The organism is Cyanobium sp. Aljojuca 7D2 (assembly GCF_024346415.1).
Classification (GTDB): Bacteria; Cyanobacteriota; Cyanobacteriia; order PCC-6307; family Cyanobiaceae; genus Cyanobium_A.
This window is the reverse complement of record NZ_JAGQCX010000002.1, coordinates 289,473-315,580: the sequence shown is the minus strand read 5'-3', so window position 1 is coordinate 315,580 and position 26,108 is coordinate 289,473. Positions and strand designations below refer to the sequence as shown.

Sequence of the window (26,108 nt, the reverse complement as noted above, 5' to 3'; positions counted from 1 at the left end):
GCTCAGTTGCTGCCGGTTGCCAAACTCTCTGGGCTGCCGAGCCGTTGCTCCAGCTGCTCCAACCGCTCGGCAATGCGGGCCAACCCCTGCTGCAGCTCCAAGGCGTCCTGGGGATCAGCGACCCGGGCGTCCGCAGCCTCGGCGGCCACATCGTGCACCTCCACCTTCATCACGGGATTGCCCAGACCGGGTCGGACACGATCCAGCCCCTGGCGCAGCTCGCTGGCGGCGGGTTCGCCTTCCTGGCGCAACGTGCCGAGGGGATCGTCGGACCGGCCATCGAAGGCCGCCATCACCTCCTGGGCCCCGCCTTTGCGGGCCCGCTCCACCACGGCCAGCCCCACGGGCAGCACATCCTGCATGAGGGTGAGCCGGAGGGCATCGAGGGGGTCGGTGGCCATGGCGGCGGTCCTGGCTCAGAATCTGCAGTCTGACGCGCGCCCGGCCGGCGTTAGGGGGCCGGGCGCTGGATGCCCGGATCGACGATCACCTGGCGGCAGTTCTGCTGGCTGCCCCACCACCAGCCCGCCCCCACCGCAATCACCAACAGCGAGGCCAGCGGCACCAGGGCCTGGCGGGTCACATCCAAGGCCAGCCACTCACTCCAGGCCCGCAGGGTGCGCTCCCGATCGAAACGGCGCCGGGCCTTGTCCTCCTCCTGCTGGCGCCGGCGCAGGGAGCGGGCCACCCAGCGCTCAAACGACTTCTTCTTGGTGACCGCCATCTTGCGCTCCACCTCGAGCAACTGGCCGGCCGTGAGCTCGGGGTTGAAGGTGCTGATCAGCTCCAGGCTCTTGAGAAACATCTCCACGGCGCCATCCTTGGCGGCCCGTTCGGCGTCATCCAGGAGCTCCCAGTCGATCTCGGGGTAGAAGCGCGCCCGATTGCTGGCGATCTGATCCTCCATCAACTGACCGGGCTCCCGCAGCCACCGGTCGGTGTTGGCGTCGAAGCGGCGCCAGTAGAGAAAGGGGTTGAGGTAAACCGTTTTCCCGCCCAGCACGATGCTGTCCTGCTGCAACCGGCGCTGCATGTCGGGATCCGGGGGTGTCGAGCTGGGGGGCGCGGAGGCGGCAGTCACGACGGCTGGGCTGGGAGCCGATGGTATCGAAGGTCGACCGCCGGGGCTACTCCCACCCCCCTACTCCCACTCGATCGTGCCGGGAGGCTTGCTGGTGATATCGAGCACCACCCGGTTGACGCCCTTCACCTCATTGACGATGCGGTTGGAGATGGTCTCCAGCAGGTCGTAGGGCAGGCGCGACCAATCCGCCGTCATGCCGTCTTCCGACGACACGCAGCGCAGCACGATCGGGAAGGCGTAGGTGCGCTTGTCGCCCATCACGCCCACGCTGCGCACCGGCAGCAGCACGGCAAAGGCCTGCCAGATCTCGTTGTAGAGGCCGGCCTCCTTCACCTCCTCGCGCACGATCAGGTCGGCATCGCGGAGGATGTTGAGCTTCTCGCTGGTGACCTCGCCCAGGATGCGGATCGCCAGACCCGGCCCCGGGAAGGGGTGGCGGCCAACGATCTCCTCAGGCAGGCCCAGGCTGCGGCCCACCTTGCGCACCTCGTCTTTGAACAGTTTGCGCAGGGGCTCCACCAACTTGAACTGCAGATCTTTGGGCAGGCCGCCCACGTTGTGGTGGCTCTTGATCTTCACCGCCACCCGCTCCCCGGTTTTCGGGTCGATGCCGGTGCCCGCGCTCTCGATCACATCGGGATAGAGGGTGCCCTGGGCCAGGTAGTCGAAGGGGCCGAGGCGCTTGCTCTCCTCCTCAAACACGCGAATGAACTCGGTGCCGATCAGCTTGCGCTTCTCCTCCGGATCGGTCACGCCATCAAGCTTGTTGATGAAGCGCTCGCGGGCGTTGATGTATTCGACATTGATGTGGAAGCGCTTGTCGAAGAACTCCACCAAAAACTCGGGCTCGCCTTTGCGCATGAAGCCCTGGTCGATGAACATGCAGGTGAGCTGATCCCCGATCGCCTTGTGCAGCAAAAAGGCGAGGGTGGAGGAGTCGACGCCGCCCGAAAGGGCCAACAGCACTCGCTTGTCGCCCACCTGGGCGCGCACATCAGCCACCGCTTCGTCGATGAAGGCAGCGGTGGTCCAGTCGGCTTCGCATCCACAGATGTGGTACACGAAGTTGCGCAACATCGCCATGCCGCAGATGGAGTGCACCACCTCGGGGTGAAACTGCACGCCATACAGCCGGCGCTGGTGATCGGCCACCGCGGCTTCGGGCGTGTTGTCGGTGTGGGCCAGGCGCGCAAACCCCTCCGGCAGGCGCTCCACCGAGTCGCCATGGCTCATCCACATCGTCGAGCCGTCGTCGACGTTGGTGAGCAGATCCACCGGATCATCCACATGCAGCGGCGCCTTGCCGTATTCGGCGCGGCCAGCGGCCACCACCGAACCGCCCAGCTGCTGCACCATCAGCTGCATGCCGTAGCAAACCCCCAGCACCGGGATGCCCAGCTCCCAGATGCCGGGGTCGCACACCGGAGCGCCCGCCTCGTAAACCGAACTGGGGCCGCCGCTGAGGATGACCCCCTTTGGTGCAATCGCCCGCAACTCCTCGGCCGTGGTGGTGTAGGCCATCACCAGGGAAAACACTTCCGTTTCCCGCACCCGTCGGGCGATCAGCTCGGAATATTGGGAGCCGAAATCCAAGATCACAATCGCCGGATGGCGTGTCGACTGGGAAGCGGCGTCGAGCCGGGGCGACGCTGAGGAGTTGGACGCGGCGATAGGGGACGCGGTTTGAGACATCGACAACGCTGGGCCCAGGGGCATTCGGACCACCCTAGGCGGCGCCCTCAGGCAACACCCCGCAGCGCCGTGAGCAGATCCAGACCCACCGGGCCCTGGCCGCAGATCTGGCGGGACCGATCAAACAGCACCGCCCCCACCGCCATCGCCTCCTGGCCGTAGCGCACCAGGTAGCGCTGGCTGCGCTGCTCCACCGCCGCGGCAATGCGCTGGCGGAGCTGGTCGGCCCGGGGGCGATCGCGCTGGGCCAGCTCGGCCAGGGCCGCCTCCACCGTGGGGGCGTCGTGCAGGGCCTGCAGCGCCTCGCCCCCCAGGCCCGCCAGGGCCGCCAGGGCCGTGAGCACCTCGGCGCGGCCATCGGCCAGGTGGTGATGGGTGTGGAAGATGCCCCCGGCCAGCTTGATCAGCTTGCCCTGGTAGCCCAGCAGCAGCAGCCGTTGCACCCCCGCTTCGGCCGCCGCCACCAGCAACGGGCCGAGCCAGTTGCCCGCCTTCACCACCAGCTCGGGCGGCAAGCCCAGACGCGGCGCCAGATCGAGGCCGTTCTCGCCGATCACCAGCACCAGATCGCCAGCGAACTGCGGAGCTGCCGCTCGCTGGCGCAGCGCCGCCAGAGCCGCCTCCAGCTGATCAGGGGCGGCACTGCGCTGCACCTCGGCCTGGGTGCCGATCAGGGCCAGGCCCTCCACCACCCCGAAGGCGGCGTTGCTGGTGCGCTCCGCCAGCCGGCGTCCCTCGGGAATCACCACCTGCAGCTCCAAACGACGCCCCGGCGGCAGCAGGGGGCGGAGATTGGCTTCCAGCAACTGGCGGGCATAGGTCGACAGACAGGGCTCGCCGCTGGCCTGCAGCACCCCCACGCCCGCTCCGGCCCGCAAGGTGAGCCAGTCGCCGGGCCCCTCCTGCCAACGCAGCAGCACCCACAGGGCCAGGTCGCGGGTGAGATCGAGCACGCCAGGGCCGGGATCGCAGCGGGCGATGGCCAGCACCCAGCCATCCGCCAGGGGGGCAGCCGCCTCCACCGGCACGCGCCGGGGCTCGCGACCAGGTGCACCAGGGGCGGCTGCGGGATCAAGCCAGAGCGGCTGCAGCCGCTCCCAGGGTTCACCCCGCAGGGTCAGCAGGGCTGCCCGCGCCGCCGCAGTGAGCCACACCGGCACGGTGTAGCCCCCGGTGTAACCCCCGGTGAAATCCCCGGCGGTGTTCTGGGGTTGGATCGACTCGGCCAAGGGCCTGGAGAGCACTGTTTTTTATGGTGGTCGATTGTGCGGTCCGCCGCCGCCCGCCGCAGCGCCCCCCTACCCCATGCAGGACAAGCTCACCCTGATGATCCCCGGCCCTACCCCGGTGCCGGAAACCGTCCTGCAGGCGATGGGCCGCCACCCGATCGGCCACCGCAGCGCCGACTTTCAGAAGATCGTCAAGCGCACCACCGAGCAGCTGCAGTGGCTGCATCAAACCAGCAGCGACGTGCTGGTGATCACCGGCAGCGGCACCGCCGCCATGGAAGCCGGGATCATCAACGTGCTGAGCAAGGGCGACACGGTGCTCTGCGGCGACAACGGCAAATTCGGGGAGCGCTGGGTGAAGGTGGCCCAGGCCTATGGCCTGAACGTGCAGGTGATCAAGGCTGAGTGGGGCCAGCCCCTCGATCCCGAGGCCTTCCGCGCTGCCCTGGAGGCCGACACAGCCAAGGCGATCAAGGCGGTGATCCTCACCCACTCGGAAACCTCCACGGGCGTGATCAACGACCTGGAGACCATCGCCAAACACGTGCGTGCCCATGGCACGGCGCTCACGATTGCCGACTGCGTCACCAGCCTCGGCGCCTGCAACGTGCCGATGGATGCCTGGGGCCTCGATGTGATCGGCTCAGGCTCCCAGAAGGGCTACATGATGCCGCCGGGCCTGGCCTTCGTGGCCATGAGCGAGCGCGCCTGGGCCGCCTACGAGCGCTCCGACCTACCGAAGTTCTATCTGGATCTGGGCAAATACCGCAAATCGGCCAAGGCCGACAGCAACCCCTTCACCCCCGCCATCAACCTCTACTTCGCCCTGGAGGCGGCCCTGGAGATGATGCAGAAGGAGGGCCTGGAGGCGATCTTTGCTCGCCACAGCCGCCACCGCGCCGCCGCCCAGGCCGGCATGAAGGCCATCGGCCTGCCCCTCTACGCCGCTGAGGGCACCGGCAGCCCCGCCATCACCGCCGTGGCCCCCGAGGGCATCGACGCCGAAGCACTGCGCAAGGCCGTGAAGGAGAAGTTCGACATCCTGCTGGCCGGCGGCCAAGACCACCTCAAGGGCCACGTGTTCCGCATCGGCCACCTGGGCTTCGTGTGCGACCGCGACGTGCTCACCGCCGTGGCCGCCATCGAAGCCACCTTGGCCGATCTTGGTCTGCACAAGGGCACACCAGGTGCCGGCGTGGCCGCCTGCGCAGCAGCCCTGGCCGGCTGAAGTCCTGACCAGGTACATTGGTGAAGTGAAGCAAAATCCAAACAGCTTTACTTCACTTCTGCGGGTGTAATTCAGTGGTAGAATGTCAGCTTCCCAAGCTGAACGTCGCCGGTTCGAGTCCGGTCACCCGCTTCTAGTCCAGGACTAAAAATCGCTGAAGATCAAGCGCTGGGCTTCTCTCCCATCGGCTGGCAGTTCGCGAATCGGAGCCTGGCGATCACCGGCAGTGCCAGGGAGTGACAGCGACCTTCTCACAGAGCTTCTCTCATTACTGCGCCATTGATGAGTCAGGCATTCATCTGAGCAGGGTGAACTCATGGTCCCGTCCAGCCGTGGATCGTCCGGAATCACGGCTGGGCCGAGGTTGTCAACTGAATTCGTCCCAACATCGTGTCCGGAGGTGATCAGGGCAAGCCGCTTCAGCATCAACGCCCGGTCGCCTGACAGTGCAAGTACAGGGAAACAATTCCCCAGAACGGTCTCCAAAATTGCTGGAGACCAGCCGGGCACCACCCACTCGATCCAGACCTGTCCAGAGACCTTTCCAGCGACCTAGCTGGAGATCTAGAGTGTGGTGTATTGCCTTCCTGTCCCGCTGATGGCCCACCGCGTACTCGCCGAGACAGCCGTGAGCATCTCGGAACACAAGAAAAACCCCATGGCCACCCTGGTGGCAGGAGAGGGGATGGCCGTCGCGGTGCTCAACCGCAACGAGCCGGCCTTCTACTGCGTGCCAGCCAGGGCCTACGAAGAACTGATGGATCTGGTGGACGACCTGGAGCTGGGCCGCATCGCCGATGCCCGGCTGACGGACGGCCAGGAGCCGGTGCGGGTCAGCCTCGATGCCCTTTGAGCTGGCCTTTCACCCGGAAGCCCTTCGGGAGTGGAGGAAGCTGACGCCAGGAATCCGGGAGCAGTTCAAGAACAAGTTGGCCGAGCGGCTGACTGAGCCCAGGATCCCAGCGAGCAAATTGCGTGGATCTTCCAACCGCTACAAGATCAAGTTGCGGACCGCCGGGTACCGTCTGGTCTACGAGGTGCGTGACCATGAGCTCCTCGTCCTTGTCGTGGCGGTGGGCAAGCGGGAGCGCAATGTTGTCTACCAGCATGCCGATCAGCGCTGAAGCGCATGCCCCATGGCCGACGCCAAACCCTCTGATCTAGATCGGCTGCGCCAGGTGAAGGCCCGCTACGTGCTGGGGCTGTCCGCCACCCTGGTGCGCCGCGACGGTCTGCAGCCGATCCTGTTCATGCAGTGCGGCCCCATTCGCCACACCGCCCAGCGGCCTGCCGGAGCACCCCAGATCCTGGAGCTGGTGATCCGCACCCATCAGCTCGAGGGGCTGCCAACCGATCTGCCGATCCAGGAGCTGATGCGCCGCTTGGCGGAGGACCCACGCCGCACCAAGCGGATCGTGGAGGAGGCTCTCGCCTGCTGGGGTGAAGGCCGCAGTTTGTTGCTCCTGAGCGAGCGCACCGATCACATCACGACGATCGCCGCCGCTCTGGCTGGGGAGGTGCCGAACCTGTTCCTGTTGCATGGGCGGCTGAGCGCACGCCAGCGCAGCGCCACCCTGGCCGCGCTGGAAGCGTTACCTCCTGGTGCATCCCGCATCGTGCTGGCCACCGGGCGTCTGGTGGGTGAAGGCTTCGACCATCCGCCACTCAACACGCTGCTGCTGGCGATGCCCGTGTCGTGGAAGGGCACAGTGCAGCAATACGCCGGCCGCCTGCATAGACAACAGAGCGGCAAGACAAGCGTGCGCATCATCGATTGGCTTGATCTCGGCCATCCGATCACCCAACGGATGTGGGAGCGACGGCTGCGGGGCTATCGGGCCATGGGCTATGCGCTGCTTGCAGATCAGCTATCGATGGCAAGCGCCTGATCGAAAGCTTTTCACAGACCTTCTCACATCCAAGCCTGAAGCCTTACGAGACTCACACCGGTACAGGCGGTTAGGCCAATCAATCGAGAAGCTTCCCAAGCTGAACGTCGCCGATTCGAGTCCGGTCACCCGCTTCGATTCACAAACAGCTTTATTTCGCAGACGTTAGAAATATCCCTGAATTCAAACAACAATCTGACACGATCAACAAAGCGCCTTAGCCCCTGGGCTTGATCAGTTGCAGCACCTGGGGCCCCGCTGAAGCCATGCGGCGCTCACCGTCCAGAGCCGCCAAAATGAAGCGAGCTGCCTGAGCCAGGTCCCCCTGTTCAGCCGCGAGCTGAGCCCGTGCTTCATGGTCTCGAATGGCCAGCTGCAGCTGGCCGCGACGTTCGTCAGGAACGGGGGCTGCCGATGGCGATCGCATGGGCGTGGAAAAAATAGCTGTCATCGCAACCGCTGCTGTCAAAAGTTGTCACCAAGACGACGATGTCTCTAAGAAAACGTGTCACCAAGAAGGACGATCGCCAAAGCCGTGACCTGGATGGACGCTCAGGCCACGGGGGAAGCCATCACGTACCGGGCTCTTCCTGATTGCCACCCAGGGCCGCAATTTGATCTCGCAGCGACTGGGAACGCTGAACATCGCCGCGGGTGAGGGCCACAGCCAGAGCAAATTCTAGTTTCTCCAACTGATGCTCTCCCTCACCAGACGAGGGGGGCAATCCGGGGCGAGGGGCTTGGGTGCAACGGCTGGACGATCCGGGCTGGGAGCCAAGGTGAGTCGGACCCGGATGAGAAGCAGTGGGGTAAGCCATGGCCACTTTCTTCCCATTGTGACACCGCTGGCCAGCCCCCGTGCTCAAGCTGCTGTCGCGTAGGACACGTCCTCGGGCGGCTCTGCCATCTCGAGCAGGGCGCGGCAGTCGAGCAACAAACGCTCCACATTGTCGAGACTGCTGATCTCCTGCGGATCCCGTTCGACCTGGCGATCCAGTTGCAGCTCTAGGGCTTCCAGGCGCTGCTCCAACTTCACCAACCGCTGCGACAGGGCATGCACGGTGTAGGCCAGATCTTCAGCGTTGCGGCTGATGCGGAAGGACACGGACTCAGGAGCCACGGTGCAACGAGCGGAGGAACCGATGACAACACACCCAGCCGCCCAGGCCAAGACCAGACCGCTGCTCCAGGGCTCGACCCAGGCCGGGCCGATCGATACGTTGGGGCCAGGTTGTTCGACGTTGCCCCCAGCCATGGCTCTGAGCCTGTCTTCTCCACTGTGTCCTCGGCTGCGCCGGGCCCTGCTCCGCGTGGGCCTGATCAGCGCCCTTGGCGGTGCGGGGCTGGGCCTCGGTGGCCTGCCCGTTCGGGCCCAGACAGCGGAGAACAACACCGCTGCGGCCAACGCCGGACCCGGTGGCAAGGGCGCCCAGATCTATTGCTTCATGCGCAACAGCGGCAACAACCATCAGGTGAGCTGGGATGCGGCCTATGCCGTGATCAAACGCCAGAACGACAAGCTGTTCAAGACCTCGCCGGAGCACGCCGCGGTGATGATCACGGAAGCGGTGGTCCAGAACCCCAGTGTCTTTCCCGACTGCGGCCGGTATCTCGGTGACCTGTTCACAAAGCCCGAACCCAAGCCAGAGGCCAGCACCAGCGCGGCTCCCAGCGGCGTTACCCGCAGCGAGCGACTCAGTCAGTAGGTCGACCCATCGCCCGTGGCGCCACACCGGCCTGGCCAGCCTGACCGGGCTGCTGCTCCTGGCCACGGGCTGCGCGGAGGAACCCCTGCCCCAGCGGCAGGTGCGCAGCGATGACTGTCTCCAGGCCGTGCAGCTTGACCAGCTGGCCGAGCAGATCCGGCGCTGCGATGCCGTGGTGGCCGCCTTCCCCAACAACCCGGCCCCGCTGAACGACCGCTATTTGCTGCACAGCCTGGCGGGCAACGAAGTGGCCGCCTGCGCCGACATCACCCGGGCGGTAGCCCTGGCCCGCGCGCAGCCAGCCAGCCGCCTCGACCCGCAGCTGCGCACCGATCTGGCCTTGCGGCAGCAGCTCTGCCGGGAACCACGCCCCAGCCGCTGAAACCCTTACCAGCGATCGATCAGATCGCGCACCATCGCCGGCAAGCTGCGGCGCTCGAGCCGATGGGGGCGGCGCTGCAACAACAGGGCAATGCGCTCGGCCTTGCTGGCGATCAAGCCATCCACCAACTGATCGGCCACTCCCAGCTGCAACCAGTGGCTGGTCAAGGCGGCCCCCATGCCGATGCGGTGGCAGCGATCTTCGGCCTGCTCCGCATCACCCGGCGTCCAGGGGCGCTCCACCAACACCACATGCCGGGCCCGATGCAGCGTGAAGCCCAGCCCGCCGGTGCCATAGGTGGCAATCAGCAGGGGGTGATCGCCCCGCTGAAAGGCATCCACCTGCAACTGCCGCTGGGCCGGTGGCAGGGCCCCGGTGAGCAGCGCACTGGCGGCGAAACGGCGGTGCAGCAACTGGGCGGTGGCCACGAAAGCGGTGAACACCACAACCGCCTCGCCCTGGGCCAGCAACGATGCCACCAAGGAGCAGGTGGCCGGCAGCTTGTAGTCGGAGCCGATCTGACGCAGGGCCGTGAGCACCGCCAACACCTCGGCATCGCGGCGCACCTCACCGCTGGCTGCCCGGCGGCGGTAGTCGTCCACCTTGATCTGCAGGCGGTGTTGAAAACCACGGGCCTGGAGGTCATCCAACGCCACGGGCCACAACTGCCGGTGCTTGGGGGGCAGATCGAGACAATCCTGCTTGCGTCGATGCAGCACGAGGGGCCGAACCAGCCGTTGCAGCTCCTCGAGATGGCTAGCCCCACTGGCCTGCCAGAGGCGGCGTCCCCCCTGCTCGCGCCAGTGGCCCTGACAGAACAGCTCCTCGAAGGCCCGTTGATCGCGAGCCAGGGGATGGCCGATCGCGGCCAGCAGTGGAAACAGCTGGGCCGGCCGGCCATTTTTCATCGGGGTCCCGGTCAGCAGCCAAATGGCCCGCAAGCGGGGGTGACGGGCCAACCGCAACAGCCCCTGGCTGCGTCGGGTCTGGCCGTTCTGGGCGTAATGGGCCTCGTCCGCGATCAGCACGGTGCCAGCCAGGGGCAACGCCTGCGGCAGGCGCGCCCAGCTGTGCAGCTCCAGCCGCAGGCCGAGGGCCGCCGCTTCGCTCTGCCAATGGCCATGCAGACCAACCGGGGCAATCACCAGGATGCGGCAATCGGCCAGCCGCACCATGGCCCGGGCCGCCGCCAGCGCGGAGAGGGTCTTGCCGAGGCCCATGGCGTCCGCCAGCACCGCGCCACGCCGGGCCAGCAACCACCGCACCGCCGCCCGCTGGTGGGCAAACAGCTGACGACCATCCGGCAAGGGCCGCTGCAGATCGGCCGCTGCCACCAGCTGCCGATGGAGTGGCAGAGGGGGCAGTGGTTGCTCCATCCAGGCCAGCCACTGGGCCAGCTCAGGCTCCACGGGGAAGCGGCCCGCCAGCACCCGCTGCAGCGCTGGGGCGGCCTCCAGGGGAAAGTGCCAACAGCGCTGCCGGCCCGACCAGACGCCCCGGGGGCGAATCGCCCGCAACTGGGCCTGGGTCACCGCGTCGTAGGGACTGACCACCTCGATCTGGCCTGTCGCCCCCAACCGCAGCAGACAGCGCATCCGCGGAAGTGCAACCCTCGACACATTGACAGCCCAGACGCTGGGGGCAAACTGCCGCCAACCGAGGCGCGCCGATGCAGGCCAGGGATGCGGTTTTCCTTGAGGATCTCTGCCCCAAGTTGCGCGTCAGACGCTGGCGCCAATCCCTGCATCACGCCACCGACCAACGCTGCATCTACTGCGGCGAGCGGTCGGAATCCATCGACCACGTGCATCCCCAAAGCCGGGGCGGCCTGAGCGTGACCGAAAACTGTGTGCCGGCCTGCCTGGCCTGCAACGGCCACAAAGGCGACGCGGACGCCTTCGAGTGGTATCGCCGCCAGCCCTTCTACGACCCCCGCCGCGCCATGGCCATCCGGGCCTGGACCGACGGAGACCTGCGCCTAGCCCTACGCCTGTTGCAGTGGGCCCATCCCGACCAGCCCCAGGCGGCTCCAGGGCCTCACCAAACGCGACAGGCATCCACCCCGTTGTGGCGCTGGCAGATGGCTTCCTGATCTTGGGGCCGCTCGGGGGCCACCACCACCGCCACCAACAGCAACACCGCCGCCAGTGCCGCCGGGACCATGACACCCGAAGCACCAGGGCGCGACGGGGACGCGGACAGAGGCCCAGACTGGCTGCGCAGGGAACGGGAGGCCCGGGTGATGCGGGGACGGGAGAGGGAGGCGGGAGCCAGAGAAGTGGGAGCGAGAGAAGCTGTCATGGCGACCATTGCAAAGCGCTAATACAGATGTACTCATGACCCAGGAGCTTGTCAAGTCCAAGCGGCAGTTGCTGGTGATTGGCGGTGGCTACACCGGTGTGCGCCTCGCCCGGGCCGCCCGCCAGCAGGGCATGCCGGTCAAGCTCACCAGCCGTCAGCTGCGCCCAGACGCGGGCGGCCTGGTGTGGCTCCCCTTCAACAGCGATCCCGAAGCGCTCTCCCTGCCGCCAGCCGCAGCCCTGGCCGGCACCACCGACGTGGTGGTGTCGGTGCCACCCGAGCCGGGCTTGGGCGATCCGGTGCTGCGGCTGCTGGAGCCGATGCTGCGGGAGCTGCCACTGCAGTGGCTGGGCTACCTCTCCACCACCGGCGTCTATGGCAACACCGGCGGGGCCTGGGTGGACGAAACCGCCCCCACCCCCGCCCGAGCCGGCCGCAGCCAGGCCCGCCTGGAGGCGGAGCAGGCCTGGTTGGCCAGTGGGCTGCCTGTGCAACTGTTCCGCTTGCCAGCGATCTACGGCCCCGGCCGCTCGCCGTTTGCGGCCCTACGGGCCGGCCAGAGCCGCCTGATCCACAAACCCGGCCAGGTGTTTTCGCGCGTGCACGTGGACGACATCGTCGGCGGCCTGCTGCACTGCCTCAACCTGCCGATGGAGCAGCGCCCGCCCGTGGTCAACGTGGCCGACGACTGCCCCTGCCCCTCCAGCGAAACCCTGGGCTACGCCGCCCACCTGCTGGGGCAAACCCTGCCGCCGATGGAGCGCTACGACACCGTTGCCGCCAGCATGAGCCCCATGGCCCGTAGCTTCTGGGCCGAAAACCGGAGAGCCAGCAACCGGCTGCTGCGCCAGCGCCTCGGCTACGTGCTGCGCTACCCCAGCTACCGGGAGGGCTACCGCGCCTGCCTGGCCGAGGAAGGGGCGGCAGGAGCGGCTGAAGGCCGGGCTGGCGGGCAGTCCCCCAGATCACCGGGATCCGCCACATAGGGCAAGCCCAGGTCGCCCAGCAAGCGACCCCAGCGCAGCTCAAGCCAGCCCTTGCTGAATCCCGTCCCCAGACCCAGCACCAACCCCCCCAGCACCAACCAGCGCAGCATGGGCTCGTCCACCAGCAGCCAGGCCCCATCCAACCCCAGGCCCGTCCGGCTGGCCATTGCCTTGGGGGATCCCGCCGGCATCGGCGCCGAGGTCACCCTCAAAGCCCTGGCCCAACCGGAATGGACCTCGGCCGAGGCCTGCCAGCCCCTGTTGGTGGGCTGTCGCCGCTGGCTGGAAACCAGCTACCAGCAGCTGCGCCGCCGTGCTTCTGCCACCAACGGGCTGGAGCCGCTACGGGATCCCGCTGAGCTGGAGATCATCGACCGGCCCCTGGCCGAACCCTGCCGTGCTGGCCTCAGCACGCCGGCCTGCGGGGACGCCAGCTTCACCTGGCTTACCGACGCCGTTGAGCTGGTGCAAAGCGGCCGCTGCCAGGCCCTGGTCACCGCACCGATCGCCAAGGCCAGCTGGCATGCCGCGGGTCACACCTACCCAGGCCAGACAGAGCGACTGGCCGAACTGACGGGCAGCCCGGAGGCCTCGATGCTGTTCACCGCCCTGGCGCCCCCAGGCCATTGGCGCCTGAACACCCTGCTGGCCACCACCCACATCCCCCTGGCCGCCGTGCCCCAGCAGCTCAATGCCGCCCTGGTGCAGCGCAAGCTCGATGCGCTGCTGGCCTTCTGCCAACGCTTCAGCGCCGCACCCCATCTGGTGGTGGCGGGGCTCAATCCCCATGCGGGGGAGGCGGGGAAACTGGGCGGCGAAGAATCCACCTGGCTGGAAGCGGCCCTGGACGCCTGGCGCCAGCGCCATCCTCAGGTGCGGCTGGAGGGGCCGCTGCCGCCCGACACCTGCTGGCTGAGCGCAGCAAGCGCCTGGAGGGGCTCAGGCTCGGGACCGGATGGTTACCTGGCGCTGTATCACGATCAGGGCCTGATTCCGGTGAAGCTGCTGGCCTTTGATGCGGCCGTGAACACCACCCTGGGCCTGCCTTTCCTACGGACCTCGCCGGATCACGGCACCGGCTTCGCCATCGCCGGCCAGGGCCTGGCCCGGGCCGACAGCATGACGGCAGCCCTGCGCACGGCCCGGGATCTGGGCTGAGGATTCAAGCGAAACCGATCAGGCCGGCCGCACCCGCATCAGCACCTGTCCAAATTCCACCGGGGTGCCGTTTTCCACCAGGATCTCAACAACCTCACCACCCACCTCCGACTCGAGCTCGTTCATGAGCTTCATCGCCTCGAGGATGCAGACGGTTTGGCCCACCTTGATGCGAGCACCCACCTCCACGAACGGAGGCTCACCAGGAGCCGCGGCCCGATAGAAGGTCGCCACCATCGGAGCCGTGACCTCCAGCAGATCGCCGCGGCTGGCCGCGGCGGGCGGGGGCGGGGCTGAAGGGGTGGCCGGCAGGGGAGCAGCCGCAGGCAGTGGCAGGACCTGGGGAGGAGCCGCTGCGGCCTGAACCACCGCCGCCGGTGCAACGCCGGGGAGATTGCGACGCACCTCCAGGCGGAAATCGTCTCCCTCGAGCTTTAACTCCTGGATGTCACTGTCTCCCAGAAGGGCCAGGAGCTGGTGAAGCTGGTCGTGGTTGAGCTGCATGGCGATCAGTTCTCCCGACCGAGGTAGCTGTCGGTGCGGGTGTCGATCTTGATCTTCTCGCCGATCGAGAGGAACAGGGGCACCATCACCTGAGCTCCGGTTTCGACAATGGCGGGCTTGGTGCCGCCGGTGGCGGTGTCGCCCTTGACGCCTGGATCGGTCTGGGTGATCTCGAGCACCACCGAGTTGGGCAGCTCCACCTCCAGAGGCTTGCCGTTCCACGCCACCACGTTGACCTCCATGCCCTCTTTGAGGTACTTGCGGCTGTCACCGATTTGCTTGGCGGTGAGCCGGGTTTCCTCGTAGGAGCCCATGTCCATGAACACGTAGTCGTCGCCCTCCATGTAGGTGTGCTGGAGGGTGCTCTTCTCAAGCACGGCCTGGGGCAGCATCTCGCCCGCCCGGAAGGTCTTTTCCACAACGTTGCCGCTCTGCACCGCCTTGAGCTTGGTGCGCACGAAAGCCGATCCCTTGCCGGGCTTCACGTGCAAAAACTCAACGACCCTCCAGACCTGGCCATCCAGCTCAATTGAAGTACCAGTGCGAAAGTCGTTGCTGGAGATCATTCCGGCAGTTCAGATCTGGGCGATTGTACGGCTGGCTACCAGAGCGGGCCCGACCCAGGGCATCCCGAGGGCTGGAGAGTTGTGCCAAAGTCCGCTCAACAACACAGCATTGCCATGGCACGGCGCCAATCCGGGTGGACGCATCGGTCCGGATGGGCGCCCCTGTGGGCCGGCCTGACCAGCCTGCTGGTGCTCCTGACGCTGGCAGCCCCCGCCGCCTGGGCAGCCCTGCCCCAGGGCAATGCCGTGACCGATCCGGCGGCCTTGCTGCGCAATGCCCTGCCGATCAAGGCCCCCGACCTGCAGGATCTCCAGCACCGGCTGGAGAGCACCAGCGACGACCTCCGGGCCAAGCGCTGGCCAGCCCTGAACAGCACCGTGCGGCGCTGCGGCTCCCTGCTTGGCACCCGCAAGGCCGCGATCCTGGAGGGCTTCACCAGCGACACCAGGCCCCAGGCCGCAGCCCTGCTCGACCAGCTGGAAGACCAGCTGCAGGTGCTTGCCGCCGCCGCCGAACAGCAGGAACGCGATCCTTTCCTGGCCGCCCGCCGCGATGCCCTCGCCACGATCGGGGACGCGGAAGACCTGCTGGTGGGGCCCTTCCCCTTTGAGATTCCAGCCGAATTCGCCGGCCTGCCACGGCTGCTGGGCCGGGCCACCGTGCAGCTCACCACCACCAAGGGAGACCTCACCGCCGTGGTGGACGGTTACAACGCGCCCCTGACCGCCGGCGCCTTCGTGGATCTGGTGCAGCGCGGCTTCTACGACGGCCTGCCCTTCATCCGCGCCGAAGACTTCTACGTGCTGCAAACCGGTGATCCAGCCGGCCCGGAAGACGGATTCATCGACCCCAACACCAAATCCGAGCGCCGAGTCCCCTTGGAGATCAAGGTTCCCGGTCAGCCGGCGCCCTTCTACAACGAGACTTTCGAAGACCTGGGCCTGTTTAAGGCTGCCCCGGAGCTGCCCTTCTCAACCAAGGGCACCCTCGGTTGGGCCCACTCCGACGAAGTGCTGGACGATGGTTCCTCCCAGTTCTTCCTGTTTCTGTTCGAACCAGAGCTCACCCCGGCAGGCCTCAACCTGATCGATGGCCGCTACGCCGCCTTTGGTTATGTGGTGGATGGCTTTGACGTGCTGGAGGAACTCACCGCCGATGACGGCATCGTCAAAGCTCGGGTGGTGGCTGGTGGCGAAAACCTCCAGCCCCACGGCTGAAACGAACGGGCATGAAAAAGCCGCCCTATCGGGCGGCTAAGTAACTGAGCTAATCGGCTCAACTCACTTCCAGTTCTTGGCAACGATTTCGGCGAGGTCGACAACGCGCTGGCTGTAACCCCATTCGTTGTCATACCAGGCAATGACTTTGACCATATTGCCGCCCATCACCAGGGTGAGAGGAGAATCGATGATCGTGGATTCATCAGTGCCACCGTGGTCGCTCGACACCAGGGGCAGATCGCAGTATTTGATGATGCCCTTCATGGACGTTTCCGATGCCGCCTTGAGCACAGCGTTCACTTCCTCCTTGGTGGTGTCGCGGCTGATATCCAGCACCATGTCGACCACCGACACGTTGGGGGTAGGCACGCGCATGGCAATGCCACTGAGCTTGCCCTTCATCGGCGGGTAGACCAACGCCACCGCCTGGGCGGCACCGGTGCTGGTGGGAACGATGTTCACCGCAGCAGCCCGGGCACGGCGAAGGTCGCGGTGGGCCGCATCCAAAATGCGTTGGTCGCCGGTATAGCTGTGGGTGGTGGTCATCGTGCCCTTGACGATGCCGAACTCCTGGTCCAGCACCTTGATGACGGGAGCCATGCAGTTGGTGGTACAGCTGGCATTGCTGAGAATGTCCCAGTCTTCATGGCGGTATTGATCGGCGTTCACACCCACCACGAAGGTGCCAACTTTGGCGCCTTTACCGGGGGCCGTGAGGATGACCTTCTTGGCACCAGCTTCAAAATGCTTGCTGGCTCCCACATCGTCGTTGAACACACCGGTGGACTCGATCACCAGATCGACGCCCCATTCCTTCCAAGGAAGGTTGGCAGGATTGCGGTCGTAAAACGTTTTGATCGTCTTGCCGTTGACGACGATTGTGTTGTCGGTGGTGGTGACGTCAACGCCCCGCAGGGGGCCGAGCATCGAGTCGTACTTGAGCAGGTGGGCGTTGGTGTTGGTGTCACCGGAGCCATTGATGCCCACCAATTCGATGTCGGTGTTCGCCCCACGGCTCAGCCAGCAGCGCGTGAAATTGCGACCGATCCGGCCGAATCCATTAATCGCAACGCGCAAAGTCATGGCCGAAAACGGCAAAAGCCGCTAGCGAAGGTGGTTTTGGCTGCAGATCATACAGAAATTGATCCGCTCTCCCCTCTTGCAAACGGGGCGTTCACGACGGACCATGCACAGACGCGCAGCATCTCGTAAAGGTTTACGGGCCGTTGTCGGCTTAATTTCGTGCTCACCGAAGCCCTGAACCGGAGTTGCCCTTGGCGCCAATGCTCGATCGCCACCAGCCGCTCCACTTCATCGGGGTTGGCGGCATCGGCATGTCGGCCCTGGCTGGGATCCTGGCGGAGCGGGGCTATGCGGTAAGCGGCTCGGATCCCCGCGATCACGCCGTGCTCGACCGCCTGCGCCGGCTGGGCGTGCGGGTGTTTCTCGAGCAGAGCGCCGCCACCGTGGCTGCGATCCGCAGCGGCACCTCCGTCGCGCCCCAGGTGGTGATCAGCTCCGCCGTTCCGGAGACCAATCCCGAGCTGGTTGAAGCCCGCCGCGTGGGGCTGGCCATCTGCCATCGCTCCGATGTGCTGGCCGCCCTGATCAACAGCCAGGCCTCGATCGCCGTGGCTGGCAGCCATGGCAAAACCACCACCAGCTCTCTGGTGGCCACGCTGCTGGCCGCCACCCACCACGACCCCACCGCTGTGATCGGTGGCATCGTGCCCGCCTTCAGCAGCAATGGCCGCCATGGGCAGGGGCGCCTGCTGGTGGCCGAAGCCGATGAATCCGATGGATCACTGGTGAAATTCCGCGCCTCCCTGGGCGTGCTCACCAACGTTGAGCTTGATCACACCGATCACTACCCCGACCTCGAGGCCCTGATCCACACCCTGCAGCGGTTTGCCGGCAACACCGAGCGACTGCTGGCCAACCGGGACTGTCCGATCCTGCGGGAACGCTTCACACCGGCGCACTGGTGGTCGATCGAAACATCTCAAGGGGTCTCGTTTGCAGCGATTGCCCGCGAAGAGCGTGGGGACGGCACCTTGGCCGACTTCTACGAAGACGGCGTCGCGGTGGGCTGCTTCGAGCTGCCCCTGCCCGGCCGCCACAACCTCAGCAATGCTGTCGCCGCCATGGCCGCCTGCCGGCTGGAAGGGGTGTCGTTTGCCGAGCTGCGCCAGGCCGTGGCCGCCCTGAAAACCCCTGGGCGTCGCTTTGATTTCCGCGGGCTCTGGGAAGGCCGGCTGGTGGTCGATGACTATGCCCACCATCCCAGCGAAGTGGCGGCCACCCTGGCCATGGCCCGCCTGATGGTGACAAGCGGATGCAGCTCCCTGCCCGTGCCGCCTCGGCGACTGGTGGCGGTGTTTCAGCCCCATCGCTACAGCCGCACAGCCCAGTTTCTGGAGGGCTTCGCCGCGGCCCTCAGCGAAGCCGATTCCGTGCTGATCGCGCCCCTCTATGCGGCCGGTGAGGCCCCGATCCCGGGCATCAGCAGCGCGGCGATGGCCGACGCCGTGCGCAAACGGGCCCCGCAGCTGCCGGTTCAAGTGGCCGCGAGCCTCGAGGAACTGGCAGCCCAGGTGGCCAGCGCCAGCCGCGAGGGCGACCTGGTGCTGGCGATGGGGGCAGGCGATGTCAACAGCCTCTGGGATCGCCTCGGCCCATGGCAACCAGGTGCTGACAGCAGCACGGCCGACGCGGACACCGCCCTAGCGGCCTGACCCCATGGTTGCGGCCTCCAGCTGCCCTCCCGCGCTGCGCCAGGCCGTGGCGCTGCACGCCTTCACCACCTGGAAAGTGGGGGGCCCGGCCGAGTGGTTCGCCGAACCCGGCACCCAGGACGAGCTGATCGCTCTGGCGGGCTGGGCCCAGATCCAGGGCCTGCCCCTGCGTTGCATCGGCGCCGGCTCCAACCTGCTGATCGCCGATGCCGGGCTGCCGGGCCTCACCCTCTGCAACCGCCGCCTGCAGGGCAGCCGACTTGAGGCCAGCAGCGGCCTGGTGGAGGCTCAGGCCGGCGAGCCGATTCCCAGCCTGGCGCGCAAGGCGGCCCGCCTGGGGCTCAGCGGACTGGAGTGGGCCGTGGGCATCCCCGGCACCGTGGGGGGGGCTGTGGTGATGAATGCGGGAGCCCAGGGTGGCTGCACCGCCGACTGGCTGCAGTCGATCTGGGTGCTGGATCCCGCCCAGCCCGAAACGCCCTTCGAACTGCGGGCCGACGAGCTGGCGTTCGCCTACCGCCACAGCCGCCTCCAGGCCGAATCCTGGATCGTGCTGTCGGCCTGCTTCCGGCTGGAGCCCGGCCACGATCCCGCGGCGATCACGGCGCGCACCAGCGCCAACCTGCACAGCCGCACCAGCACCCAGCCCTACCAGCAACCCAGTTGCGGCAGTGTGTTTCGCAATCCAGAACCGCACAAAGCAGGGCGCCTGATCGAGGAGCTGGGGCTCAAGGGGCTGCAAATCGGTGCGGCCCAGGTGTCGCCGATCCACGCCAATTTCATCGTCAACACGGGCCAGGCCACCGCCGCCGACATCGATGCCCTAATCCTGGAGGTGCAAGATCGGGTCATAGCCAGCCACGGCATCGCGCTTCACCCGGAGGTGAAACGGCTGGGCTTCCAGCCAGCCCCTTAGCCGACCCTTAGCCTGCAACAAACAACTCCCTTGGCATGGCTGGCTTCGGACTCCCCAACTTCGGTCAGCTCACCGAGGCCTTCAAGAAGGCCCAGGAACTCCAGCAGAACGCCCAGAAGCTCCAGGAGGAGCTCGATGGCATGGAACTGGAAGGCCGCAGCAGCGATGGCCGGGCCAGCGTCTGGCTCTCCGGCAACCAGCAGCCCCTGCGGGTGCAGCTGGCGCCGGAGCTGGTGGCCGAAGGGGCCGCAGCCAGCGAGGCCGCTGTGCTCGAAGCCCTGAAGGCGGCCTATGAGCTCTCCACCGGCACCATGAAGGGCCGAATGGAAGAGCTCACCGGCGGTCTCAATCTCAATTTGCCGGGCCTGGGGGGCTGAGCTCGTCGCTGGGGTCTGCACCGTCTTCGGCACCGGATTCCCCGTCTGATTCGTGGTCTGATTCCTGGTCTGTTTCCCCGTCGAGCAGTTGCTGGCGCTGACGACGCCGGGAAAACTGACGCAAGCCTGGAGCCAAGCGCGGCTCCAACCCCTGCCCGCGACGACGCAGACCGGGCTCCACGGACCGGCCCTGGCTGCGGCCGGCCCGCTCGCCCTCCAGCACCAGATCGGCCAGGCATTGGCCATACAGCCCGTACCGCTCCCAGTCGCAGCCCACGGCACAGCCCGGATCACCCTGGTGCAGGCAGTTGCTGAACCGACAGGACGCGGAACGGAGCCGCTGCCGGATCTCTGGGAACAGGGCCCCCAGGGCGGCGGGATCGGCGGGCAGGCACGGACGGTTGAAGCCGGGTGTATCGGCCAACAGGGCTCCGGGCGCCAGGGGGAAGAGCTCCACATGGCGGGTGGTATGCCGCCCCCGCTGCAGCCGCCCCGACACGGCCGCCACCCGCAGACCCAACTCCGGGCAAAGCCCGTTGAGCACGCTGCTTTTGCCCACCCCGGAGGGGCCACAGAGCACGGCAATGCCCGGCTGGGCCAGCCGCTGCTGCAATCGCTCCAGGCCCTGGCCGGTGCGGGTGGACACCGCCAGGGCCTCGTAACCCCAGGCGCTGGCCCGTTGGCACCAGTCGTCGGCCACGTCTGAGGGCACCAGATCGGCCTTGGAGAACACCAACAACACCGGCCGGCCCGTGGCCTCGGCGGTGAGCAGGAAGCGGGTGAGTTGCAGGGGGTCGAGCGCGGGCTCAGCCAGGGCCACCACCACCACCACCCGCGCCACGTTGGCCACCGCCGGCCGCTCCAACAGGCCCTCGCGGGGCTCCAGGGCCGCCACAGCCCCACGGCCTGCCGGCCAATCGATGCCGTCGACCCAAACCCGATCGCCCACGGCGATGGTCTGGCCGCTCTTGCCCAGCCGGGTGCGGCGGGTGCACAGCAATCGGCTCACGCCACTCGGGCCCGCCCGCTCCAGCTCGACCCAGCAGTAATTAGCCAACAGGGCCACCACCAGCCCCGGTTCGCTGTGCCCGGGTTCAGCCCCCATGGCGCCGGATCCGCAGCCGCACCGCCCCGTCCTGGTCAGGATGGGGCTGGCAGTCGACCCCGTGGCCAGCACTCTCCAAGCCCTGGGTCACCAGCTGCTGGGGCTCGCCGGCATCGAGATCCACCTGGAGCCAGCTGCCAGGGGCAACCTGCTCCAGGGCGAGCTTGGTGCGGATGAAGTTGAGCGGGCAGGGGGTGCCCCGCAGGTCGAGCTGGGCGGCCGTTTCGTCATCAGCGCACCCCGGCGTCAACCGAACAAGCCTCCAAACAGGCCACTCTTGTGGGGGTGTTTCTGACCCTTGCTGGTGTGGTGCCCGGCCAGCTGCTCCAGCAACTCCCGTTCCTCGCTGTTGAGCTTGGTGGGCAACTGCACCTTGATGCTCACCAGATGGTTGCCGCGGGCCACGGGATTGCCGAGCTTGGGCACCCCCTTGCCCTGCAGGGTGAGCACGGCGCCAGGCTGGGTTCCGGCTGGAATCTCCAGTTGCTCCTGGCCATCGACCGTGGTCACCTCGATGGTGTCGCCCAGGATGGCCTGGAGGTAATTGAGGGTGACCTCGGAGTGGATGTGGATGCCATCGCGGCGCAAGCCGGAGGCCGACTGCACACTCAGGAACACATACAGATCGCCGGCCGGACCACCCCGCTGGCCGGCGTTGCCTTCATTGGCGACCCGCAGCCGCGTGCCGGAATCGACGCCGGCGGGGATGTTGATCCGCAGCTTCTTGCGCACCTGCTGGAGCCCCTGGCCGCCACAGGCACTGCAGGGGTCGGCGATCACCTGACCGGAGCCTTCACAGGTGGGACAGGCCGCCACCTGGGTGAAGCTGCCGAAGGGAGTGCGGGTGGCGCGTCGCACCTGACCGGCGCCACCGCAGGTGCCGCAGGTGGTGGGACCGCTGCCCGCCTTGGCACCGGAGCCCTGGCAAGTGGTGCAGGTTTCGAGATGGCGGATCTGCACCTCCTTCTCGATGCCGAACACGGCCTCCTGGAAGCTGATGCTGAGATCGAGGCGCAGGTCGTCGCCCTGCCGGGGCCCTCGGCGGCGGGGGCCCGACGCACCGGGGGAGGCACCGCCAAAACCGCTGAAAAAGGTTTCAAACAGATCGGCGAAGCCGCCCATGTCGCCCATGTCGGGCATGCCACCGCCGCCGCCCAGGCCCGCCTCACCAAACTGGTCGTAGCGGGCGCGGGTCTGGGGATCGCTCAGCACCTCGTAGGCCCGGCCGATCTCCTTGAATTTGTCCTCAGCGCCTGGATCCTTGTTGACATCCGGGTGGTACTGACGCGCCAGACGCCGGTAAGCCCGCTTCAGGGTGTCGGGATCAGCATCGCGGGCGATGCCCAGCAGGTCGTAGTAGTCGGCCATCAGCCGCCTTGCTCCTCAACCGGGCCGTTGTCCGAAACGGTCGCCGCACCAGCATCGACCGGACCAGGGCCCATCGACACCTTGACCAGCGCATGGCGCAGCACCCGACCATTGAGGTGGTAGCCACGCTGCAACTCCTCGATCACCACATCTTCTGGGTGGGCATCGCTCGGTTCCCGCAGCACCGCTTCGTGCAGGCTCGGGTCAAACGGCTCACCCTCCACCCGCATCGGCGAGACGCCGAGCAGCTTGAACACATCCACCAGCTGTTTGTAGAGGCCCTGGTAGCTGCGGTGCAGGCTCTGGGCCTCCTCGTGCTGGGGGTTGAGCTGCTGACGAGCCCGATCGAAGTTGTCGACCACCGGCAGGATTTCGCCGAGCGTTGAACAGGTGATCTGCAGGCGAAGGTCCTCGCTGTCGCGACTCTGACGCTTGCGGAAGTTGTCAAAGTCGGCCGCCAGCCGCATGTACTGGCCATTGAGGGCCTCGTGCTCGGCCTTCAGTGTCGCCAGCTGGGCCTCGAGCTGGGCGGCCCGATCCAAACCGTTGGCCTCGGCTCCATCAGGCTGATCGGCGGCCACGGCCTGTTCTGGGGCACTCCCAGGGCTGGGCGAGGTCTCGATGGATTCGCCGGGATGGGAGACCTCAGCTCCCGGATTGCTATCACCGCTCATCGAGGTGTCCCCACTCATGGCTGACATGGTCAGACTTTGTTTCTAGACATGTTGAAGCTCAGGGCCCACCTCCCACAAGCGGCGGAAGCCCGCACCTCCTGACGCCATGACCCTCACCCCCTCGCGTCCTGTTCCTGAAGCCGCCAGCGAGGAGCAACAACGCCTGGAGGTGGAACTGCTGATGGGCGAACCAGTGCTGCAGGACATCCAACTGCAAGCTGTCGGCCAAGACCTGCTTCTGAGCGGCAAGGGACTCAGCACCGATCGCTGGCGCCAACTCGGCGCCCTACCCCTCCACGAAACCGAGGGCCGGCTGGTCGTGGCTGTGCCCAGCCACTGGGCCCCCCAGCAGCGGCAAGAGCTGCGCGAGGAGCTGCAACGGGCGGGGTTCAGCGCCGATCTCCAGCTGGCCTTGGCCAGCAACCTGACCGCAGTTCTCCAAGCCAGACCCTCCCAACCCAAGCCCACCGCTACCACCAACGCCCCCCGATCCCTCACCCAGGATCTAGACATCCCCAGTGCATCGGGCGGTGATCTCGAGGAGATCGCCGCTATCGAAAACCTCGAAATCGACACCGCGACAGCCAGCACGAACGCCTCCCCCATCGTCAGCCTGGTGGACCGAATTCTGGTCGAGGCGCTGACTTCGGGCGCCAGTGACATACACGTGGAACCGCAAGAAAACTCCCTGGAGATCCGCTTTCGCCTCGACGGGGTGCTGCAGAAGCAATTTGAAGATCTACCGAAGAGCCTGACGCCGGCGGTGACCTCAAGAATCAAGATCATGGCTGACCTGGACATCGCCGAACGGCGCTTACCCCAAGACGGCCGCGTCCGACGCCTGTTTCGGGGCCGCAAAATGGACTTCAGGGTGAGCACGTTGCCCAGCCGCAACGGCGAAAAGATCTGCATGCGGCTGCTCGACAGCGGCGCCACCCAACTGGGCCTGGATACGCTCATCACCGACCCTGAAGCCCGAAAGATCGTTCGGGACCTAGGGGCCAAGCCCTACGGGATGCTTTTGGTCACGGGTCCAACAGGCTCGGGCAAATCGACCACGCTCTACGCCTTGCTGTCGGAGCGCAACGACCCCGGCATCAACATCTCCACCGTTGAAGACCCAATCGAATACACCCTCCACGGCATCACCCAAACCCAGGTCAACCGCGAAAAGGGACTCGACTTCAGCACAGCCCTACGCGCCTTCATGCGTCAAGACCCTGACGTGCTCTTGGTAGGAGAAACGCGCGACTTGGAGACAGCAAAAACGGCGATTGAAGCCGCACTCACCGGCCACCTGGTGATGACCACCCTGCACTGCAACGACACGGCCAGTGCCATCGCCCGACTGGATGAGATGGGCGTGGAGCCCTTCATGGTGAGCGCCTCACTGCTGGGCATCGTCTCCCAGCGACTGGTACGACGCGTGTGCCCCGATTGCCGCATGCCTTACAAGCCCAGCCATGAAGAGCTTGGCCGTTTTGGCCTCTTGAGTAGCCACGAAACGAATGTGAACTTCTTTCGGGCAAACACCCAACAAAACAGCCAGGAGGGGTGCTGCCCGACCTGCAACGGGTCTGGTTACAAGGGGCGCGTCGGTGTCTACGAAGTTCTACGAATGAACGACACGCTCGCTGCGGCTGTGGCCAAACGGGAAAGCACAGATGTGATCCGCCGGATGGCCCTTGAAGGCGGGATGAAAACCCTTTTAGGCTATGGACTCCAACTCGTCCGGGAAGGTCTCACAACATTGACGGAAGTTGAGCGCATGCTGTTGACCGACTCCGGGCTCGAATCAGAACGTCGGTCTCGCTCACTCAGCACGCTCACCTGCAGCTGCTGTGGTGCAGGACTGCAAGACGAATGGCTTGAATGTCCCTACTGTCTGACCAGCCGTTGAACGCCCCATGGCCGTGATGATCGAAGACCTGATGAGCCAGCTGGTAAGAGATGGTGGCAGTGATCTCCACATCAGCGCCAGAGTGCCACCTTATGGGCGTTTCAATGGTCAACTTAGGCCCCTGCAGGATGAACCATTAGCCGAGGAAGATTGCAACAAACTGATCTTCTCGATGCTGAACAATGCCCAACGCAAACAACTCGAACAAACCTGGGAACTAGACTGCGCCTACGGCCTCAAAGGGGTCGCACGATTCCGGGTCAATGTGTATCGCCAGCGGGGTACTTATGCTGCCTGCTTGAGAGCTCTCGGCAACAGCATACCCACCCTAGAAAGCCTCGGCCTGCCTCCAATTGTTGAGGAAATGAGCCACATGCCAAAGGGGCTAATTCTTGTCACCGGACCCACCGGCTCAGGCAAGACAACAACCCTGGCTGCCATGCTGGAGCACATCAATCAAACACGAGCTGAGCATATTCTTACCATCGAGGATCCGATCGAATTCACCTACAAACCCGTCAAAAGCGTGATCCACCAGCGTCAACTCAATGACGACACCCGTAGCTTTGCCAACGCCCTGAAAGCCGCCCTGCGGGAAGATCCGGATGTGATCCTGGTGGGGGAACTGCGCGATCTGGAAACCATTCAGCTGGCCATCACAGCGGCAGAGACCGGTCACCTGGTGTTCGGCACCCTGCACACCAGTTCCGCAGCCCAAACGGTGGACCGCATGGTGGACGTCTTCCCGGCCAGCCAGCAGACCCAGATTCGCGTCCAGCTGAGCAGCAGTCTCGTGGCCGTGTTCTCCCAAACTCTCTGCAAACGCCACAACCCAAGTCCTGGTCAATTTGGACGGGTGATGGCCCAGGAAATCATGATCAACACGCCGGCCACCGCCAACCTGATTCGGGAGGGCAAAACGGCTCAGCTCTACTCCCAGATTCAGACCGGTGGCCAGCTCTCCATGCAAACCCTGGAAAAAGCCCTGGGCGATCTGGTGCTGAGCAACCAGGTGACCATGAACGAAGCCCTGCTGAAAACCTCCCGGCCCGAGGAACTCAAACGCCTCGTGACGCAACTGAGCTGA

At 66.1% G+C, this 26,108-nt stretch carries 29 protein-coding genes and 1 tRNA gene; 16 read left to right on the top strand and 14 right to left on the bottom strand.

The window, feature by feature from the left end; all coding sequences use genetic code 11:
- Positions 1-2: 2 nt before the first annotated feature.
- The 4 genes from KBY57_RS03875 to cbiD form a co-directional block, all read right to left on the bottom strand.
- Positions 3-401: a hypothetical protein gene (locus KBY57_RS03875; protein WP_254994548.1), complete on the bottom strand. Its 399-nt coding sequence runs from the start codon at positions 399-401 to the stop codon at positions 3-5.
- Between the two features lie 50 nt (positions 402-451).
- Positions 452-1,033, bottom strand: coding sequence for a hypothetical protein (locus tag KBY57_RS03870; protein ID WP_254994633.1), 582 nt, complete (start codon positions 1,031-1,033; stop codon positions 452-454).
- Between the two features lie 108 nt (positions 1,034-1,141).
- Positions 1,142-2,776 (bottom strand): glutamine-hydrolyzing GMP synthase, encoded by a 1,635-nt coding sequence (gene guaA, locus KBY57_RS03865; protein WP_254994547.1) that lies wholly within the window; start codon positions 2,774-2,776, stop codon positions 1,142-1,144.
- A gap of 47 nt (positions 2,777-2,823) precedes the next feature.
- Positions 2,824-4,005 carry a cobalt-precorrin-5B (C(1))-methyltransferase CbiD gene (gene cbiD / locus KBY57_RS03860; RefSeq protein WP_254994546.1) on the bottom strand — a complete coding sequence of 394 codons (1,182 nt, stop codon included), beginning with the start codon at positions 4,003-4,005 and terminating at the stop codon, positions 2,824-2,826.
- A gap of 76 nt (positions 4,006-4,081) precedes the next feature.
- Here cbiD and KBY57_RS03855 point away from each other — a divergent pair, with 76 nt between their 5' ends.
- The 5 genes from KBY57_RS03855 (at position 4,082) to KBY57_RS03835 (ending at position 7,122) form a co-directional block, all read left to right on the top strand.
- Complete coding sequence (locus tag KBY57_RS03855; protein ID WP_254994545.1) at positions 4,082-5,233, top strand: pyridoxal-phosphate-dependent aminotransferase family protein; 1,152 nt, start codon at positions 4,082-4,084, stop codon at positions 5,231-5,233.
- A gap of 60 nt (positions 5,234-5,293) precedes the next feature.
- Positions 5,294-5,365 (top strand) — tRNA-Gly (locus KBY57_RS03850).
- Between the two features lie 466 nt (positions 5,366-5,831).
- Complete coding sequence (locus KBY57_RS03845) at positions 5,832-6,086, top strand: type II toxin-antitoxin system Phd/YefM family antitoxin (RefSeq protein WP_254994544.1); 255 nt, start codon at positions 5,832-5,834, stop codon at positions 6,084-6,086.
- Entirely contained in the window at positions 6,076-6,357 is a 282-nt protein-coding gene (locus KBY57_RS03840) for a type II toxin-antitoxin system RelE family toxin (protein ID WP_254994543.1), read from the top strand. The genes KBY57_RS03845 and KBY57_RS03840 overlap by 11 nt, the downstream gene beginning before the upstream one ends.
- Before the next feature lie 12 nt (positions 6,358-6,369).
- A complete protein-coding gene (locus KBY57_RS03835) occupies positions 6,370-7,122 on the top strand; it encodes a DEAD/DEAH box helicase (protein WP_254994542.1) in 753 nt (250 codons plus the stop codon).
- 572 nt (positions 7,123-7,694) lie between these two features.
- Here KBY57_RS03835 and KBY57_RS14350 read toward each other — a convergent pair.
- Positions 7,695-7,940 (bottom strand): hypothetical protein, encoded by a 246-nt coding sequence (locus KBY57_RS14350; protein WP_409996396.1) that lies wholly within the window; start codon positions 7,938-7,940, stop codon positions 7,695-7,697.
- 44 nt (positions 7,941-7,984) lie between these two features.
- Complete coding sequence (locus KBY57_RS03830; RefSeq protein WP_254994541.1) at positions 7,985-8,242, bottom strand: hypothetical protein; 258 nt, start codon at positions 8,240-8,242, stop codon at positions 7,985-7,987.
- A gap of 133 nt (positions 8,243-8,375) precedes the next feature.
- Between KBY57_RS03830 and KBY57_RS03825 the strand changes: the two genes are divergently transcribed.
- Both KBY57_RS03825 and KBY57_RS03820 read left to right on the top strand, forming a co-directional pair.
- Positions 8,376-8,828 (top strand): DUF6554 family protein, encoded by a 453-nt coding sequence (locus KBY57_RS03825; RefSeq protein ID WP_254994540.1) that lies wholly within the window; start codon positions 8,376-8,378, stop codon positions 8,826-8,828.
- 100 nt (positions 8,829-8,928) lie between these two features.
- Positions 8,929-9,210 carry a hypothetical protein gene (locus KBY57_RS03820; RefSeq protein ID WP_254994539.1) on the top strand — a complete coding sequence of 94 codons (282 nt, stop codon included), beginning with the start codon at positions 8,929-8,931 and terminating at the stop codon, positions 9,208-9,210.
- A 5-nt stretch (positions 9,211-9,215) separates the two neighbouring features.
- Here KBY57_RS03820 and KBY57_RS03815 read toward each other — a convergent pair whose 3' ends face one another.
- The gene (locus KBY57_RS03815) at positions 9,216-10,805 is read right to left on the bottom strand and encodes a DEAD/DEAH box helicase (RefSeq protein ID WP_254994538.1); all 1,590 of its coding nucleotides are present in this window, start codon (positions 10,803-10,805) and stop codon (positions 9,216-9,218) included.
- A gap of 74 nt (positions 10,806-10,879) precedes the next feature.
- On the opposite strand from KBY57_RS03815, the gene KBY57_RS03810 reads away from it, so the two are divergent.
- The 3 genes from KBY57_RS03810 (at position 10,880) to pdxA (ending at position 13,655) form a co-directional block, all read left to right on the top strand.
- Entirely contained in the window at positions 10,880-11,302 is a 423-nt protein-coding gene (locus tag KBY57_RS03810; RefSeq protein WP_254994537.1) for an HNH endonuclease, read from the top strand.
- Positions 11,303-11,546: 244 nt separating this feature from the next.
- Positions 11,547-12,497 (top strand): SDR family oxidoreductase, encoded by a 951-nt coding sequence (locus KBY57_RS03805; RefSeq protein ID WP_254994536.1) that lies wholly within the window; start codon positions 11,547-11,549, stop codon positions 12,495-12,497.
- A 108-nt stretch (positions 12,498-12,605) separates the two neighbouring features.
- Positions 12,606-13,655: a 4-hydroxythreonine-4-phosphate dehydrogenase PdxA gene (gene pdxA, locus KBY57_RS03800; RefSeq protein ID WP_254994535.1), complete on the top strand. Its 1,050-nt coding sequence runs from the start codon at positions 12,606-12,608 to the stop codon at positions 13,653-13,655.
- Between the two features lie 18 nt (positions 13,656-13,673).
- Here pdxA and accB read toward each other — a convergent pair whose 3' ends face one another.
- Together accB and efp are read right to left on the bottom strand one after the other, a co-directional pair.
- Positions 13,674-14,159: an acetyl-CoA carboxylase biotin carboxyl carrier protein gene (accB, locus tag KBY57_RS03795; RefSeq protein ID WP_254994534.1), complete on the bottom strand. Its 486-nt coding sequence runs from the start codon at positions 14,157-14,159 to the stop codon at positions 13,674-13,676.
- Positions 14,160-14,164: 5 nt separating this feature from the next.
- Entirely contained in the window at positions 14,165-14,725 is a 561-nt protein-coding gene (gene efp, locus KBY57_RS03790; RefSeq protein WP_254994533.1) for an elongation factor P, read from the bottom strand.
- A 114-nt stretch (positions 14,726-14,839) separates the two neighbouring features.
- Between efp and KBY57_RS03785 the strand changes: the two genes are divergently transcribed.
- Entirely contained in the window at positions 14,840-15,943 is a 1,104-nt protein-coding gene (locus tag KBY57_RS03785; RefSeq protein ID WP_254994532.1) for a peptidylprolyl isomerase, read from the top strand.
- 63 nt (positions 15,944-16,006) lie between these two features.
- Here the strand turns inward: KBY57_RS03785 and gap are convergent, their stop codons facing one another.
- Positions 16,007-17,029: a type I glyceraldehyde-3-phosphate dehydrogenase gene (gene gap, locus KBY57_RS03780; protein WP_254994531.1), complete on the bottom strand. Its 1,023-nt coding sequence runs from the start codon at positions 17,027-17,029 to the stop codon at positions 16,007-16,009.
- 200 nt (positions 17,030-17,229) lie between these two features.
- On the opposite strand from gap, the gene murC reads away from it, so the two are divergent.
- The 3 genes from murC to KBY57_RS03765 are packed head-to-tail and all read left to right on the top strand — an operon-like array spanning position 17,230 to position 19,974.
- Positions 17,230-18,681, top strand: a complete 1,452-nt coding sequence (gene murC, locus KBY57_RS03775) for a UDP-N-acetylmuramate--L-alanine ligase (RefSeq protein ID WP_409996401.1) — start codon at positions 17,230-17,232, stop codon at positions 18,679-18,681.
- A gap of 4 nt (positions 18,682-18,685) precedes the next feature.
- Positions 18,686-19,597, top strand: coding sequence for a UDP-N-acetylmuramate dehydrogenase (gene murB, locus KBY57_RS03770; protein WP_254994530.1), 912 nt, complete (start codon positions 18,686-18,688; stop codon positions 19,595-19,597).
- Positions 19,598-19,632: 35 nt separating this feature from the next.
- On the top strand, positions 19,633-19,974 hold the full coding sequence (locus tag KBY57_RS03765; protein ID WP_254988390.1) for a YbaB/EbfC family nucleoid-associated protein: 342 nt from the start codon (positions 19,633-19,635) through the stop codon (positions 19,972-19,974).
- Here KBY57_RS03765 and rsgA read toward each other — a convergent pair.
- Genes rsgA through grpE form a run of 4 tightly spaced genes read right to left on the bottom strand, consistent with a single transcriptional unit; the run spans position 19,949 to position 23,139 of the window.
- Positions 19,949-21,079: a ribosome small subunit-dependent GTPase A gene (rsgA, locus tag KBY57_RS03760; protein WP_254994529.1), complete on the bottom strand. Its 1,131-nt coding sequence runs from the start codon at positions 21,077-21,079 to the stop codon at positions 19,949-19,951. The genes KBY57_RS03765 and rsgA overlap by 26 nt on opposite strands.
- Complete coding sequence (locus KBY57_RS03755; protein ID WP_254994528.1) at positions 21,069-21,329, bottom strand: sulfurtransferase TusA family protein; 261 nt, start codon at positions 21,327-21,329, stop codon at positions 21,069-21,071. Before KBY57_RS03755 ends, rsgA begins: the two co-directional genes overlap by 11 nt.
- The gene (gene dnaJ, locus KBY57_RS03750) at positions 21,326-22,447 is read right to left on the bottom strand and encodes a molecular chaperone DnaJ (RefSeq protein ID WP_254994527.1); all 1,122 of its coding nucleotides are present in this window, start codon (positions 22,445-22,447) and stop codon (positions 21,326-21,328) included. The genes KBY57_RS03755 and dnaJ overlap by 4 nt, the downstream gene beginning before the upstream one ends.
- Entirely contained in the window at positions 22,447-23,139 is a 693-nt protein-coding gene (gene grpE / locus KBY57_RS03745; RefSeq protein ID WP_254994526.1) for a nucleotide exchange factor GrpE, read from the bottom strand. Before grpE ends, dnaJ begins: the two co-directional genes overlap by 1 nt.
- 88 nt (positions 23,140-23,227) lie before the next feature.
- On the opposite strand from grpE, the gene KBY57_RS03740 reads away from it, so the two are divergent.
- Positions 23,228-25,021 (top strand): GspE/PulE family protein, encoded by a 1,794-nt coding sequence (locus tag KBY57_RS03740; RefSeq protein ID WP_254994525.1) that lies wholly within the window; start codon positions 23,228-23,230, stop codon positions 25,019-25,021.
- 7 nt (positions 25,022-25,028) lie between these two features.
- On the top strand, positions 25,029-26,108 hold the full coding sequence (locus tag KBY57_RS03735; protein ID WP_254994524.1) for a type IV pilus twitching motility protein PilT: 1,080 nt from the start codon (positions 25,029-25,031) through the stop codon (positions 26,106-26,108).

What these genes read in the sequence shown, in the direction of transcription:
- KBY57_RS03875 (WP_254994548.1), bottom strand. Translation starts at nt 401, where the DNA reads ATGGCCACCGACCCCCTCGATGCCCTCCGGCTCACCCTCATGCAGGAT.
- KBY57_RS03870 (WP_254994633.1), bottom strand. Translation starts at nt 1,033, where the DNA reads ATGCAGCGCCGGTTGCAGCAGGACAGCATCGTGCTGGGCGGGAAAACG.
- guaA (WP_254994547.1), bottom strand. Translation starts at nt 2,776, where the DNA reads ATGTCTCAAACCGCGTCCCCTATCGCCGCGTCCAACTCCTCAGCGTCG.
- KBY57_RS03855 (WP_254994545.1), top strand. Translation starts at nt 4,082, where the DNA reads ATGCAGGACAAGCTCACCCTGATGATCCCCGGCCCTACCCCGGTGCCG.
- KBY57_RS03845 (WP_254994544.1), top strand. Translation starts at nt 5,832, where the DNA reads ATGGCCCACCGCGTACTCGCCGAGACAGCCGTGAGCATCTCGGAACAC.
- KBY57_RS03840 (WP_254994543.1), top strand. Translation starts at nt 6,076, where the DNA reads ATGCCCTTTGAGCTGGCCTTTCACCCGGAAGCCCTTCGGGAGTGGAGG.
- KBY57_RS03835 (WP_254994542.1), top strand. Translation starts at nt 6,370, where the DNA reads ATGGCCGACGCCAAACCCTCTGATCTAGATCGGCTGCGCCAGGTGAAG.
- KBY57_RS14350 (WP_409996396.1), bottom strand. Translation starts at nt 7,940, where the DNA reads ATGGCTTACCCCACTGCTTCTCATCCGGGTCCGACTCACCTTGGCTCC.
- KBY57_RS03825 (WP_254994540.1), top strand. Translation starts at nt 8,376, where the DNA reads ATGGCTCTGAGCCTGTCTTCTCCACTGTGTCCTCGGCTGCGCCGGGCC.
- KBY57_RS03815 (WP_254994538.1), bottom strand. Translation starts at nt 10,805, where the DNA reads ATGCGCTGTCTGCTGCGGTTGGGGGCGACAGGCCAGATCGAGGTGGTC.
- KBY57_RS03810 (WP_254994537.1), top strand. Translation starts at nt 10,880, where the DNA reads ATGCAGGCCAGGGATGCGGTTTTCCTTGAGGATCTCTGCCCCAAGTTG.
- KBY57_RS03805 (WP_254994536.1), top strand. Translation starts at nt 11,547, where the DNA reads ATGACCCAGGAGCTTGTCAAGTCCAAGCGGCAGTTGCTGGTGATTGGC.
- pdxA (WP_254994535.1), top strand. Translation starts at nt 12,606, where the DNA reads ATGGGCTCGTCCACCAGCAGCCAGGCCCCATCCAACCCCAGGCCCGTC.
- accB (WP_254994534.1), bottom strand. Translation starts at nt 14,159, where the DNA reads ATGCAGCTCAACCACGACCAGCTTCACCAGCTCCTGGCCCTTCTGGGA.
- efp (WP_254994533.1), bottom strand. Translation starts at nt 14,725, where the DNA reads ATGATCTCCAGCAACGACTTTCGCACTGGTACTTCAATTGAGCTGGAT.
- KBY57_RS03785 (WP_254994532.1), top strand. Translation starts at nt 14,840, where the DNA reads ATGGCACGGCGCCAATCCGGGTGGACGCATCGGTCCGGATGGGCGCCC.
- gap (WP_254994531.1), bottom strand. Translation starts at nt 17,029, where the DNA reads ATGACTTTGCGCGTTGCGATTAATGGATTCGGCCGGATCGGTCGCAAT.
- murC (WP_409996401.1), top strand. Translation starts at nt 17,230, where the DNA reads ATGCTCGATCGCCACCAGCCGCTCCACTTCATCGGGGTTGGCGGCATC.
- murB (WP_254994530.1), top strand. Translation starts at nt 18,686, where the DNA reads ATGGTTGCGGCCTCCAGCTGCCCTCCCGCGCTGCGCCAGGCCGTGGCG.
- KBY57_RS03765 (WP_254988390.1), top strand. Translation starts at nt 19,633, where the DNA reads ATGGCTGGCTTCGGACTCCCCAACTTCGGTCAGCTCACCGAGGCCTTC.
- rsgA (WP_254994529.1), bottom strand. Translation starts at nt 21,079, where the DNA reads ATGGGGGCTGAACCCGGGCACAGCGAACCGGGGCTGGTGGTGGCCCTG.
- dnaJ (WP_254994527.1), bottom strand. Translation starts at nt 22,447, where the DNA reads ATGGCCGACTACTACGACCTGCTGGGCATCGCCCGCGATGCTGATCCC.
- grpE (WP_254994526.1), bottom strand. Translation starts at nt 23,139, where the DNA reads ATGAGTGGGGACACCTCGATGAGCGGTGATAGCAATCCGGGAGCTGAG.
- KBY57_RS03740 (WP_254994525.1), top strand. Translation starts at nt 23,228, where the DNA reads ATGACCCTCACCCCCTCGCGTCCTGTTCCTGAAGCCGCCAGCGAGGAG.
- KBY57_RS03735 (WP_254994524.1), top strand. Translation starts at nt 25,029, where the DNA reads ATGGCCGTGATGATCGAAGACCTGATGAGCCAGCTGGTAAGAGATGGT.